The organism is Neobacillus sp., from assembly GCF_031988165.1.
GTDB lineage: Bacteria > Bacillota > Bacilli > Bacillales > Cytobacillaceae > Neobacillus > Neobacillus rhizosphaerae.
The window spans coordinates 94,228-107,490 of record NZ_DALZYO010000011.1 but is presented as its reverse complement, the minus strand read 5'-3'; the positions used below and the strand labels follow the sequence as shown (position 1 = coordinate 107,490).

The following is a 13,263-nucleotide window of genomic DNA, read 5'->3' as shown; positions in this document are numbered from 1 at the left end:
ATAGCTGTGTAAATTAATGTTTTTTTATTATAATGCTTCCGCATTTTTAATAATAATTTTTGTTTTGATAGGTTGCAAAATAAATATAAACAAAGTATACTAGTCATCGTGAACTTCTTGAAATTAGGTATCAATTAGCTACTTAAAGGGTTAGGACCTCTTTGGACTAACTTTCCCCCGTGGTAGTTCAAAGATACCGTCAATAACAGGATTTTAAGAGGGATCACAAAAAGCTTAAGGGGGAATTAAATATGGAAACAATGGGACGTCACGTCATCGCTGAGCTTTGGGGATGCGACTTTGAAAAATTAAATGATATGGACTTTATTGAAAGAACTTTTGTCGAAGCTGCTCTTAAATCAGGTGCAGAAATCCGTGAGGTAGCATTTCATAAATTTGCTCCACATGGTGTAAGCGGAGTGGTCATTATATCTGAATCGCACCTTACAATTCACAGCTTTCCGGAACATGGATATGCAAGCATTGATGTGTACACATGTGGAGATTTAAATCCGAATGTTGCTGCTGACTATATTGCTGAAGCATTAAATGCCGAAACACGTGAAAATATTGAAATTCCACGTGGTATGGGTCCTGTAAATGTAAAACAGGCAAAGGTACTGTAATTCTTTATAAAAATTAAAGCAAAGAGGTGTATGTAATTGTACACCTCTTTTTATATTTTTACAGAAAATGTTGTAAACTAGAATAAAAGCGAAGATGAACGGAGTGGTTATATGGCTATTTTAATAAATTTATTTACTCGTTTTAAGAAGCAAATCGAAACTTCTGATCACCACACCGAGGATGCACTGAAGACGCATTACTATAAGGCAACGTTTAATCAATTGTTTGCAGCGGTTGATAAGATATTTCATGAAGATGCCGATTGCCGGGTGACGACAGTGTCCAAGGAGCATGGGGAGATTGCTGTCGAAGTCAGTAAACCGTTTTCCTGTTTCTTGATTGTTACCATTGTGTCTGTAAGGCCGATGGAAACCGCCGTGGACTTTAATATTTCATCTGAGAGATTTTCACTTTTCGGCACCTATCCTGATTTAAAAACACGGATTAACTCATATTACCAACGAATTAATCAGGTACATAACTTATTAGGAACAGGAAAAAACTCATAACACTTTTACTTGTATACAGATGCTCTTTTTTATAAGATAAAAGTAGGATTTTGTTCGGGATTGATTGTGTAGATTTGGAGTTGATGAATAATGAAATGCCCTTCATGTCAAAATTATGGTACACGCGTGCTTGACTCTCGACCTGTTGATGAAGGACGTGCAACAAGAAGAAGACGGGAATGCGAAGAATGCGGATATCGATTTACAACCTTTGAAAAAATCGAAGAGATACCCTTAATCGTAGTAAAAAAGGAAGGTACGAGGGAAGAGTTCAGCCGTGAGAAAATTTTGCGAGGCTTGATTAAGGCATGTGAGAAGCGGCCTGTTGCTCTAAAGGAATTAGAAGATATCACGCATGGTGTTGAAAAGGACCTTCGCAGTCAGGGGATTTCTGAAATTAAAAGTGGAGCGGTTGGCGAAATGGTGATGGACAGGTTGGCCCATGTCGATGAAGTTGCCTACGTAAGATTTGCCTCTGTTTACCGCCAATTTAAAGATATAAATGTCTTTATTGATGAATTAAAAGAATTAATCAAAAGAGAAAAATCCTAAGGAGCTAAAGAGGTCTTTAGCTTTTTTTAACTAGGAACGCGAAGTACACTAGCCTCTGGGCACTGGAGCTAGACAGTAATCTAACTAATAGGGGAAAGGTTGGAATGATATGGCGCAGCATTGGCAGGAAATTCTTCCTATTGACCGTTATAATGTAGTTGCTAATGGGCTTTTGCATGAGTATGACCGAAAAGTGCTGACGTTTTTATATCAGCCTTTGATTGGATCCACATGCTATAGTTTGTATATGACCCTCTGGGCAGAACTCGAGGAAAATCGACTTTGGTCTGAATCTTCCACCCACCATCTTTTAATGAATCTGTTAGAAATGAATTTAAAGGATATTTACGAAGCAAGACTAAAGCTAGAGGGCATTGGTTTATTAAAGGTCTATGTCAAAACGAATGAAGAGGAAAGGTCCTTTATTTACGAACTGCATCCCCCGTTAAATCCTGAGCAATTTTTTTTGGATGGGATGCTAAATATTTATCTTTATCGAAAAATAGGAAAAAATCATTTTGCCCGGCTTAAACGTTTTTTTACTGACAAGCAAAAACCAAAGGAAAATGAGTATCATGAGGTTACGGCTGCTTTTCAAGATGTGTTTGCCTCGGCCGCACCAGAGAGTCTCCAATACTTTCAGGACGTATCTGCAGATGTTGAAGCGGACGAAAATCAACAATTTATTGGCCGAAATGAAACAAATCCACTCCAAGTTGATATCAATACGTTTGATTTTAATTTGTTAGCAGCAGGTCTGAATGAATCGCTTGTCCCCCAAAGAGCACTGACACCAAAGGTGAAAAATGTTATTAGTAATCTTGCGTTTCTTTATAATATCAATCCAATTGAAATGAAAAATTTCATCTTAGGTGCCATTAATCCGAATGATGAAATTGATATTGAGGACTTAAGAAAAGGAGCTCGTGATTGGTATCAATTTGTCAATTATGAACAATTACCGAGCCTTATTAATCGAACACAGCCGGTTGCTCATCAAGTTCAAGTAACCGAGCCAAAAACACAGGAAGAAAAATTAATTCGTTATTATGAAACGACCCCACCACTAATCGTATTTAAAGATCTTTCGGGTGGAGTAGAACCTTCCAATTCCAATTTAAAAGCTTTGGAAGAAATTATGATTAAGTATAAACTTCCCCCAGGTGTTGTAAATGTAATGATTGAGGTTGTTTTGATAAAAACGGATATGAAATTTACAAAGGGATTTGTCGAAACAACTGCAAGTCATTGGGCACGAAAGCAAGTAAAAACGGTTAAGGAAGCGATGGAACTCGCAAAGAACGAGGATCGCATTCGGACTGATAGCAAAAAGGCTGGAAAGGGAGCGAATAAAAAGCCAATTCGGACTGAGTTAATTCCCGATTGGTTTAATGAAAGCTCAGAAGAAGCGAACAAAGATACTTCACAAGGAAACAACTCAGAAGATGAGGCGAAAAAGCAGGCAATTAAAGAAAAATTAAAGGCATTCAGGAAGTAGAGGTGACAATTTGTGGAGAAAATAAATAAAACAATGCAGCGGCTAGCCTCTAATGAAAATTTTCAAAAACGCTATGAGCAGCAGCGACAACAAGTCCTTCAACATCCGGGTATTAAAGCATTTTTAGCTCAGTATCAAAATGAGATTACTCAAGATATGATTGAAAAAAGTATGAGCAAACTATACGAATATACAAACCAAAGCAAGGATTGCGACCTCTGCGAAAGTCTTGAAAAGTGTATGAACTTTATGAAAGGGTATCACCCTGAATTGGTGGTTACCCGAAACTCCATCGATGTTGTTTATAAACGCTGCTCAAGAAAAATGATGATGGATGAAAAAAAGAAAAATGAAAAGTTAATCAAAAGTCTTTATGTACCGAGAGATATACTTGAAGCTACCTTTGAGGATTTTGATGGGGACTCAGGAAGACTGGATGCGGGTGATAAAGCTGCGACATTCTTAATGAATTATGAAACAGGTAAAAAGGCAAAGGGCCTATATCTCCATGGGAAATTCGGTGTAGGGAAATCCTATTTGCTAGGGGCAATTGCAAATGAACTTGCGAAGAAACAAATTTCCTCAATGATCGTCTATGTACCTGAATTATTAAGAGAGATGAAAAGCTCAATCGCTGATTCTACTTTAAACGAAAAAATAGAAGCACTGAAAAAAGAACCGATTTTAATGCTTGATGATATTGGGGCTGAAGGCGTATCAAGCTGGACAAGGGATGAGGTACTGGGACCAATCCTGCAGTTCCGAATGCTTGAAAGTTTGCCCACATTTTTCACCTCAAACTTTAATTTTGGGGAGCTGGAGCATCATCTAACCTACAGCCAGCGCGGCGAAGAAGAAAAAATGAAGGCAAGGCGAATTATGGAGCGGATTCGAACGCTGAGCGAACCGGTTCTAGTAGACGGTCCGAATCGCAGGTAAGGATAAATCGAGAAATATTTATGAAGGATCACTGAAAAATGTCAGTGTTCCTTTTTTTGTATAATTTATTTCAGTATTTGTTAAAAGCCTGTGTTAGTGAACTTCTATTTTGGTCAAGTCCCCCATATATATTTAAAACAGAGATTTGCTCAAAGGGGGGATTTGGTTGGCGGAAATCATCTTCCAAAGCAAAGTGGAAGCACAAACATTTTATAACCACTTGCTGAAGTACTTACCATATAATCGAGACAAAGAAACTTTTCTTCTTTTAGAAGATCGACATATAGTAAAAATTTTAGATGACTGCTTAACTATGAATATGTTTAGTTTGGTCAAAACTGCCTTTTATGATTTCATCACGAATATCAAACGGGATGAATGGTTTAGGGAAATAGTAGCAGGCCATTATTATTATGAAGATGTAGAAGAGCAACAGCAAATTATGGAAATTATCTATTCTGTTCTTGAAGGAAAAAGGGAGGATCTTGCTGTTTTCTTAAAAGAAACAAACGATGATACAAGTTTTATTAAGGCTGCAATCCATCACATTTTTCAAGATAATGTTTCCTTTTCCTTTGACTCTTTTCTAAAATTCCGCTTGCGTCCTTACCTCCATCTGTTGGAGTCCTATGTGGAGATTGCCATTGATGAATATAAAATGGAGCAGGAATATCAAATGTTTGTACAAATGCTCAGAGACTTTTTGACGAATCGCGAGCCAAAAATGGACATTCTTCATTTGCTTTTTGATGAAGAAATTACTTTTTATAATGAACTTTTAGTTGAGATTAAACGTGGTGAATTAACAAGAATGATTGACCGTAAATTACTAGTTAATCATCCTGTTTACGTTGATTCCGTCTCAATTGCACCGCTTTTATCGCTTGCGCCAACCACTATTTTTATTTATACGAAAGAACCTGAAGAACCGCTTGTTAGAACAATCAAAAATATCTTCGAAGAAAGAGTAACCATTAAAACGTTTGAGGATCTCCGTGAGATGAAACAATGGGTCGCGAATAATAATTCTTCAGAAAATCATGGATAAAGTAAAAAGTTATGGCAATATTTAGTTATATGTCCCTTGCATTTTCAAACTGAAATCATTATAATAACCTACATAATAAAAAATTACAGTAACAGTTATGATAAGGATAACAGTATTTTTTACGGTTTATAGAGAGGGGGGCCGCGGCTGAAAGTCTCCTAACACGAAAAATATACTTACCACCTTTAAACTTCAGCAGTGAACACTTCCTCTTTCGATGAGGTAAGTAATTGTTGACGGCTACCACCGTTACCGGACCAAAGTCATTTTCAGTGATGTGCATTGAAAATGAAAAATTGGGTGGAACCACGTGTTAATCAAAACTCGTCCCTATTCCAGGGATGGGTTTTTTTATTTTTTAAAAGCGCACCTTTTATGGCGCTTAAATGAATAGGAGGAATTGTTATGTCAGACGTTGTAAAGATTTCGTTTCCTGATGGAGCAGTAAAGGAGTTCCCAAGAGGAACAACAACGGAAGATATTGCCGCATCCATTAGCCCTGGCCTGAAGAAAAAAGCGATTGCCGGTAAATGGAACGGACAAATGTTTGATCTTCGCCGTCCAATCCTAGAAGACGGTTCCGTAGAAATCGTAGTACCTGATTCCAGTGATGCATTAGAGGTTTTGCGCCACAGTACAGCGCACCTAATGGCACAGGCTGTTAAAAGGCTGTATCCTGGTGTAAATCTTGGTGTAGGACCCGTCATCGAAGGTGGATTCTATTATGATATGGATCTTGAGGAATCATTAACACCTGAAGACCTGCCAAAGATTGAAAAAGAAATGGCGAAAATCATAAATGAAAACCTTGAAATTATCCGTAAAGAAGTAAGCAGGGATGAGGCAGTTCAGCTTTTTAAAGAAATGGATGATCCATATAAGCTTGAACTCATTGAAGTGATTCCTGATGAGGAAACGGTAACACTTTATCAACAAGGTGAATTTGTTGACCTGTGCCGCGGTGTCCATGTTCCTTCGACAGGAAAAATTAAAGAATTCAAATTGTTGAGCATTGCTGGTGCTTACTGGAGAGGCAATAGTGACAATAAAATGCTGCAGCGTGTTTATGGAACTGCCTTCTTTAAGAAGGAGGATTTAGCTGAACACCTTCGATTGCTTGAAGAGGCGAAAGAGCGTGATCACCGTAAAATTGGGAAAGAATTGAACCTTTTCACTACTTCCCAATTAGTTGGGCAGGGATTACCATTATGGCTTCCTAAAGGGGCAACCATTCGCCGTATAGTTGAGCGCTATATTGTCGATAAGGAAGTACGCCTGGGTTATGACCATGTTTATACTCCTGTGATGGGCAGTGTGGATCTTTATAAAACTTCAGGTCACTGGGATCACTATCAAGAAGACATGTTCCCGATAATGGACATGGATAACGAGCAATTAGTTCTTCGTCCAATGAACTGTCCGCATCATATGATGGTGTATAAAAATAGCATTCACAGTTATCGTGAACTTCCGATTCGGATTGCAGAATTAGGTACGATGCACCGTTATGAAATGTCAGGAGCATTATCCGGATTGCAGCGTGTTCGTGGAATGACTTTAAATGATGCTCATATCTTTGTTCGACCTGACCAAATTAAAGATGAATTCAAACGGGTTGTAAACCTTATATTAGCTGTATATAAAGACTTTAATTTGAATGATTATTCCTTCCGTCTTTCCTACCGGGACCCACAGGATACTGAAAAGTATTTTGATGATGATGCGATGTGGGAAAAAGCACAGGGCATGCTGAAGGAAGCGATGGATGACCTTGGACTTGATTATTATGAAGCAGAAGGAGAAGCTGCCTTCTACGGCCCTAAGCTTGATGTTCAAGTTAGAACTGCGTTAGGGAAGGATGAAACCTTATCTACTGTTCAATTGGATTTCTTGTTGCCGGAGCGGTTTGATTTAACTTATGTCGGCGAAGATGGAAAGCCACATCGTCCGGTTGTTATCCACCGTGGTGTCGTGTCAACTATGGAACGGTTTGTCTCCTTCTTAATCGAAGAGTACAAAGGGGCATTCCCAACATGGCTGGCTCCAGTGCAGGTTCAAGTCATTCCTGTATCGCCTGGCGCGCATTACGATTATGCAAAACAAGTTCAGGAGCAGCTGCAAAATGAAGGCTTCCGTGTCGAATTAGATGGCCGTGACGAAAAAATCGGCTATAAAATCCGTGAAGCACAAATGCAAAAAATTCCATATATGCTGGTTGTTGGCGATAAAGAGGTTGAAGATCAGGCCGTCAACGTTCGCAAATATGGTGAGCAAAACTCAGAAACAAAGCCGTTTGCCGAGTTTCTCGCTTCAATAAAAGCTGAAGTCAAAAAAGGATAAATTTTTGAAAAGAGGGGCGATCCCCTCTTTTTGTTTGACAGAAATAAAAAAATTGTATTGAATAATTTTTTGTTTCTTGATAAAATAAATTTCGTTGTCATGAAAAGTAAGTTTGACATTACATCTTTGCTTATGATATAGTTACTAAAGTAAAATTGAATACTTGTTTTAGGGAAAAGAAGAAGCACCCGCTTCTCACCTGATTGACGCGATTTAAGCAGTTGGCAGGTTTTACGTGAACTTTTTGTTTATTACTTATGTTCTGTAAAGTGTGGGTGTATACACCTACACTTTTTTGTTTGCATCCTTAAGAAATGCAATAATAAAAAGTTTTTACTACCTGTCGATTCAACATGGTGTCAGATTAGATGTTTCTTGACCCGGACGTTGTATTCGTGATAAAACTTTGGAGGTGGCTAATTATTAGCAAAGACATGTTGTTAAATGAGGGCATTCGCGCTCGTGAAGTTCGCTTAATTGATCAAAACGGCGAACAATTGGGGATTAAAACCAAATTTGAAGCGTTGGAGATTGCCGGACGAGTGAATCTTGATTTGGTACTGGTTGCACCAAATGCAAAGCCTCCGGTAGCCCGGATTATGGACTATGGCAAATTTAAATTCGAGAATCAAAAGAAAGAAAAAGAAGCTCGTAAGAATCAAAAGATTATTACTACTAAAGAAGTTCGTCTAAGCCCAACGATTGATGAACATGACTTTAATACAAAGCTTCGTAATGCCATTAAGTTTTTGGAAAAAGGCGACAAGGTAAAAGCGTCAATCCGTTTCAAAGGCCGGGCGATTACCCATAAAGAAATCGGTCAACGTGTGTTAGACCGTTTTTCCGAAGCGTGCAAGGAAGTTGCAACGATCGAATCACATCCTAAAATGGATGGACGAAGCATGTTCCTAGTTTTAGCACCTAAAAACGATAAGTAATATAGGGAGGACTATTACAATGCCAAAAATGAAAACTCACCGCGGCGCTGCAAAGCGTTTCAAGAAAACTGGTTCTGGTCAACTTAAGCGTGACCATGCTTATACAAGCCACTTATTCGCTAACAAATCAACAAAAGCTAAGCGTAAACTTCGCAAAGCAGGTCTTGTTTCAAAAGGCGATTTCAAACGCATTCGTCAATTATTAACTTACGTAAAATAATCTCGGACAGATCGATTTATATAGGAGGGAAATTACATGCCACGTGTAAAAGGCGGTACAGTTACGCGCAAGCGTCGTAAAAAAGTTCTTAAATTAGCAAAAGGTTATTACGGTTCAAAACATACATTATATAAAGTTGCTAACCAACAGGTTATGAAATCTTTAATGTATGCATTCCGCGACCGTCGCCAGAAAAAACGCGACTTCCGCAAACTTTGGATTACTCGTATCAATGCAGCAGCTCGTATGAACGGTCTTTCTTACAGCCGTTTAATGCACGGCTTAAAGCTTGCTGGTATCGAAGTAAACCGCAAGATGCTTGCTGAATTAGCAGTAAGTGATGCAAACGCATTTGCTGAATTAGCAAACGTTGCAAAACAACAAAACAATAAGTAATAAGAAAAGCGGAAGCGCCTAGGCGCTGAAGCTAGACAAGTTTCGATAAGGCCATTCTCTTTGATGAGAATGGCTTTTTCTATAAAGGGGATATAGAGAATGACTATATTGATTCCGGCTTTTTTTATCATGAATATTGTCGGGCTTTGGGTTATGGGAGAGGATAAAAAGCGGGCGAAAAACCACAAGTATAGAATTCGTGAACGGACATTGTGGCTTGTGGCCTTATTTGGAGGAGCAGTTGGGACGACGGTAGGGATGCAGGTTTTCCGTCATAAAACAAAGCATGTATCGTTTAAAATTGGTTTTCCTGTCCTTGCCATTCTAGAACTTATTCTTCTATTTAAATGGCTATTATAAAATGCCGCATGATTGGCGGCTATTGCTGTAAAAATTCCTTCACAGGGCTTTTCCAATTGATTTCAGCATTTGGATAGTGCTCAAGTATTTTATTATCGATATAAAAAAAGTCATCCTTTACCATCCCTTTGAGTGTGGCTGAATCTTCGGGCCAAATAAGGATGGAGACAACGTCAAAGGTGTTATCTTTACTACCCATATATTTTTCACCAGCAAATACCGAACCTTTATAGGTGAGCATAAAATTCTTTCTGACATCATCATTATCAATCAGTAAAAATCGTTTTTGTTTACGAGCAGTTTCAAGTTTTCTGCTCGATGTAAAAAGGAATTTTACCGCCAAATATAATAAGAAAAAAATGATAAACAACAATACGAAGCGCAGCAACCAAATCATGGCTAAGCCTCCTACACTTATTTTCCTTTTAATACGAATCAAAATGAAAAAAGTTTCAATCATTTCTCACTTTGTTATAATTTTTCCATAAGGAGTGGTGTCAATCATGCAACTAGAAAAACTGTTTCAAATGCAAAAGGCATTGGATGCCTATATCGAAGAAATGCATGGACTGCAAGACGAAGATTTATTTAACAGAAAGATTCTTGCCTTGCTCGTGGAAATTGGCGAATTAGCGAATGAAACTCGCTGTTTTAAATTTTGGAGTGTGAAGCCATCCTCCGCTAAAGAGGTGATTCTCGAGGAGTTTGTGGATGGTGTCCATTTTATTTTATCACTCGGGATTGAGTGTGGCTTTGATGGGCAGCAGATGGAATTGAATGTGCATACGTCGTCCTTGGATGTAACAGATCAATTTCTTCGTATTTATGAACTGATTAGTATTTTTCAAAAAGCGAAAAATCTTATGAGTTATAAAGAATTGTTTGAAGCCTATTTGCAGTTAGCGGATCAGTTAGGATTTTCCCAGCTAGAAATGGAACAGGCATATTTTCAAAAAAACGAAGTAAATTATCAGAGACAACAGAATAACTATTAGCAGAAAATTTGTGAATTTGCAGACTTTTTTTGTATAATTAAAAACGTACCTACATAAAGGGGGCTAAAAAATGGCAAAATTAGATGAAACTTTGATCATGTTAAAAGATTTAACCGATGCCAAAGGAATTCCCGGCAACGAGCGTGAAGTGCGCGAAGTGATGAAGAAATACATAGAGCCATTTGCTGATGAAATCACAACCGATGGACTGGGTAGTTTGATTGCCAAAAAAGTAGGCAAAGAGGGTGGACCCAAAATCATGGTGGCCGGTCACTTAGATGAAGTCGGCTTCATGATCACCCAGATTGATGATAAAGGTTTTCTGCGTTTCCAACCCGTTGGCGGCTGGTGGGGGCAGGTTATGCTTGCCCAGCGTGTGACCATTGTTACGAAAAAGGGAGATGTAACCGGAATTATCGGTTCTAAGCCTCCTCATATTTTATCGGTGGAAGCCCGCAAAAAGCCTGTTGAAATCAAAGATATGTTCATCGATATCGGCGCTTCAAGCCGTGATGAAGCTAAGGAATGGGGCATCCGTCCTGGAGATATGGTGGTGCCGTACTTCGAGTTCACTGTCATGAACAATGAGAAAATGCTTTTAGCAAAAGCGTGGGATAATCGTATTGGCTGTGCGATTGCCATTGATGTATTGAAACAGTTAAAAGATGTGGAGCACCCGAACGAGGTGTATGGCGTTGGGGCAGTTCAAGAAGAGGTTGGATTGCGCGGAGCTAAAACGGCAACTTACAAAATCCAGCCAGATATCGGCTTTGCTGTCGATGTCGGTATTGCCGGTGATACTCCTGGGGTTTCTGAAAAAGAAGCAATGAGCAAAATGGGCAAAGGACCGCAAGTTGTTATTTATGATGCCTCTCTTGTAGCTCATAAAGGATTGCGTGATTTAGTTACCGATACAGCCGATGAACTGAACATCCCTTATCAATTCGAGTCCATTCCTGGCGGAGGTACGGATGCTGGGTCCATCCATTTGACGCATAATGGGGTTCCAGCGCTTGCGATAACGATTGCGACCCGTTATATTCATTCACATGCTGCCATGCTCCATCGTGACGATTTCGAAAATGCTGTTAAGTTAATTGTCGAAGTTATTAAACGTTTAGACCGTGAGACAGTTGATAGAATTACGTTTGAATAAAAGTTTTTGATCCTCGGTAAAGCTACCGAGGGTTTTTTTAAAAAACTATCATGAGCCTCAACTCCCAACCCCTACCATGGAAATTTATTTAGAGAACATGTAGTAGTCACCTAATAAAGGCGGTGAGAGCAGAGCTAGACTTCACATCTTTCGTCTAGTGAAATGAGTATTTCACTTTAACTGGTTAAAGTGATTCATTTGCGGCGCTCCGCCCCTTTTCCATACAAAAAGAAACGCCGCCATTTATTAGGCGGCAGCAACTACAAAGAATTTTACTTTAACCCACTTTCAAGAGTTGAAAGCATCTCTTTTTTCTCTTCTTCTGATGAATTTTGCCAAATGATTTCGAATAAGACTCCAAGTCCAGGGAGCATTTTTTCTTCCCCGTTTTGAATCGCATCAACAATAGTATCTTCTAATTGTTCTTGTGAATTACCAGAAACATTGTGAATAATCGCGTTTCGTAAATTTAAGTTCATGATTACACACTCCTTTTTATCCTGTATTTCTTTATTATGATTTCTATTTTGGGTTTTATTATGTATATTAGTTGGGCTATAATGAGAAAATCATGAGCAATTTTTAAAGGAGAACCAATTTTGAAACATATTGAATCTGTCAATAATCCAAAGGTAAAACAATGGAAAAAGCTTTTAACGAAAAAAGAGCGAGATAAGTCGGGAACGTTTTTAGTCGAAGGCTTTCATTTAGTTGAAGAGGCGATCAAACAAGGAGAGCAAATTATAGAAATTATCGTTTCTGAAAAAGTTGGATTACCGCCGCGCTGGGATGCAGGGGCAATACCCGTCACACTTGTTACTGAAGAGATTTCAAACTCGTTAACGGATACAGAAGCACCACAAGGAATTTATGCCGTTTGCCGCCACGCAAATTCGGATGTTCAGGATGCAAGAACCTTTTTGTTTATCGATGCAGTCCAGGATCCTGGAAATCTTGGAACGATGATTCGAACTGCTGATGCGGCAGGGATTGACGCTGTTATCATCGGCCGCGGCAGTGTTGATATTTTTAACTCAAAGGTGTTGAGGTCGGCACAGGGAAGTCATTTCCACCTTCCTATCATCAGGGGCAACCTGCATGAATGGATAGACAAACTGCAAGAAAAAAATATTCCCGTTTATGGAACAGCACTTGAAGGAGCTTCGGCATACACTGATATTCCCACCGCTGAATCTTTTGCCTTAATTGTGGGGAACGAGGGAAATGGCGTCAGCAAAGATATTCTTGCAAGTACTAATACCAATCTTTTTATTCCGATATTCGGCAAAAGCGAGTCCTTAAATGTAGCCGTAGCAACTGGTATTCTTCTTTATTATCTAAAAAAATAGGGAAAAACTAGTTTGACCTCAGTAGGAAAATTATTATATAATAATGAACAATATTGAACTAGAAAGCGGAAACGCCTTGCACAGGTGCGACTAGCATATGACGAGCCTTCTTGACGGATTGGATTATGACCGCGATCCCCTAGGCGTGGAGCTAGACAGTTATCAAAGTTCAATGAAGAATTTTAATATGAGATCAAAAACGATGACGGAGAAAAGTATTTTGTCATAGACCATTTAGGGAGAAAGTGCCGCGACTGTAAGCACTTTTATGGAATTGGCAGAAGAAGTTCACCTCCAGAGTTGGCATCGGGACCATTTTTGAAAAAAAAATGTAAA

16 protein-coding genes and 3 other annotated features (1 of these 19 only partly in view) are annotated in these 13,263 nt (G+C 38.9%); of the genes, 14 read left to right on the top strand and 2 right to left on the bottom strand.

The annotated features are described in order from the left end of the window. Positions 1-251 precede the first annotated feature (251 nt). The 11 genes from speD (at position 252) to RTR43_RS08510 (ending at position 9,427) form a co-directional block, all read left to right on the top strand. Positions 252-626, top strand: a complete 375-nt coding sequence (gene speD / locus RTR43_RS08560; protein WP_248736377.1) for an adenosylmethionine decarboxylase — start codon at positions 252-254, stop codon at positions 624-626. Positions 627-737: 111 nt separating this feature from the next. Continuing rightward, positions 738-1,136, top strand: coding sequence for a hypothetical protein (locus tag RTR43_RS08555; RefSeq protein ID WP_312471104.1), 399 nt, complete (start codon positions 738-740; stop codon positions 1,134-1,136). A 90-nt stretch (positions 1,137-1,226) separates the two neighbouring features. Further along, on the top strand, positions 1,227-1,688 hold the full coding sequence (gene nrdR, locus RTR43_RS08550) for a transcriptional regulator NrdR (RefSeq protein ID WP_248736379.1): 462 nt from the start codon (positions 1,227-1,229) through the stop codon (positions 1,686-1,688). A gap of 109 nt (positions 1,689-1,797) precedes the next feature. Then, positions 1,798-3,186, top strand: coding sequence for a replication initiation and membrane attachment family protein (locus tag RTR43_RS08545; protein WP_312471100.1), 1,389 nt, complete (start codon positions 1,798-1,800; stop codon positions 3,184-3,186). Positions 3,187-3,198: 12 nt separating this feature from the next. After that, on the top strand, positions 3,199-4,125 hold the full coding sequence (gene dnaI, locus RTR43_RS08540) for a primosomal protein DnaI (protein ID WP_312471097.1): 927 nt from the start codon (positions 3,199-3,201) through the stop codon (positions 4,123-4,125). A gap of 166 nt (positions 4,126-4,291) precedes the next feature. Further along, positions 4,292-5,173 (top strand): putative sporulation protein YtxC, encoded by an 882-nt coding sequence (gene ytxC, locus RTR43_RS08535; RefSeq protein WP_312471095.1) that lies wholly within the window; start codon positions 4,292-4,294, stop codon positions 5,171-5,173. Positions 5,174-5,261: 88 nt separating this feature from the next. After that, positions 5,262-5,508 (top strand) — a binding site (T-box leader). Between the two features lie 70 nt (positions 5,509-5,578). Then, entirely contained in the window at positions 5,579-7,513 is a 1,935-nt protein-coding gene (gene thrS, locus RTR43_RS08530; protein WP_312471093.1) for a threonine--tRNA ligase, read from the top strand. 170 nt (positions 7,514-7,683) lie between these two features. Further along, positions 7,684-7,816 (top strand) — a sequence feature (ribosomal protein L20 leader region). Positions 7,817-7,947: 131 nt separating this feature from the next. Further along, a complete protein-coding gene (gene infC, locus RTR43_RS08525) occupies positions 7,948-8,451 on the top strand; it encodes a translation initiation factor IF-3 (RefSeq protein ID WP_141561135.1) in 504 nt (167 codons plus the stop codon). Positions 8,452-8,470: 19 nt separating this feature from the next. Further along, positions 8,471-8,671, top strand: a complete 201-nt coding sequence (gene rpmI / locus RTR43_RS08520) for a 50S ribosomal protein L35 (RefSeq protein WP_248736384.1) — start codon at positions 8,471-8,473, stop codon at positions 8,669-8,671. A 36-nt stretch (positions 8,672-8,707) separates the two neighbouring features. Next, positions 8,708-9,067: a 50S ribosomal protein L20 gene (gene rplT / locus RTR43_RS08515; RefSeq protein WP_007087364.1), complete on the top strand. Its 360-nt coding sequence runs from the start codon at positions 8,708-8,710 to the stop codon at positions 9,065-9,067. Between the two features lie 99 nt (positions 9,068-9,166). Next, entirely contained in the window at positions 9,167-9,427 is a 261-nt protein-coding gene (locus tag RTR43_RS08510; protein ID WP_396954549.1) for a DUF1294 domain-containing protein, read from the top strand. Positions 9,428-9,446: 19 nt separating this feature from the next. Here the strand turns inward: RTR43_RS08510 and RTR43_RS08505 are convergent, their stop codons facing one another. Continuing rightward, the gene (locus tag RTR43_RS08505) at positions 9,447-9,824 is read right to left on the bottom strand and encodes a sigma-w pathway protein ysdB (protein WP_312471088.1); all 378 of its coding nucleotides are present in this window, start codon (positions 9,822-9,824) and stop codon (positions 9,447-9,449) included. 106 nt (positions 9,825-9,930) lie between these two features. Between RTR43_RS08505 and RTR43_RS08500 the strand changes: the two genes are divergently transcribed. Together RTR43_RS08500 and RTR43_RS08495 are read left to right on the top strand one after the other, a co-directional pair. Continuing rightward, complete coding sequence (locus RTR43_RS08500; protein WP_312471086.1) at positions 9,931-10,422, top strand: dUTP diphosphatase; 492 nt, start codon at positions 9,931-9,933, stop codon at positions 10,420-10,422. 70 nt (positions 10,423-10,492) lie between these two features. Continuing rightward, positions 10,493-11,578, top strand: a complete 1,086-nt coding sequence (locus RTR43_RS08495) for a M42 family metallopeptidase (protein WP_312471084.1) — start codon at positions 10,493-10,495, stop codon at positions 11,576-11,578. Between the two features lie 272 nt (positions 11,579-11,850). Here the strand turns inward: RTR43_RS08495 and sspI are convergent, their stop codons facing one another. After that, positions 11,851-12,057 carry a small acid-soluble spore protein SspI gene (gene sspI, locus RTR43_RS08490; RefSeq protein WP_248736388.1) on the bottom strand — a complete coding sequence of 69 codons (207 nt, stop codon included), beginning with the start codon at positions 12,055-12,057 and terminating at the stop codon, positions 11,851-11,853. 120 nt (positions 12,058-12,177) lie between these two features. On the opposite strand from sspI, the gene RTR43_RS08485 reads away from it, so the two are divergent. Further along, positions 12,178-12,927, top strand: a complete 750-nt coding sequence (locus RTR43_RS08485; RefSeq protein ID WP_312471082.1) for a TrmH family RNA methyltransferase — start codon at positions 12,178-12,180, stop codon at positions 12,925-12,927. A gap of 193 nt (positions 12,928-13,120) precedes the next feature. Next, positions 13,121-13,263: a binding site (T-box leader), on the top strand; it runs 100 nt beyond the window's last position.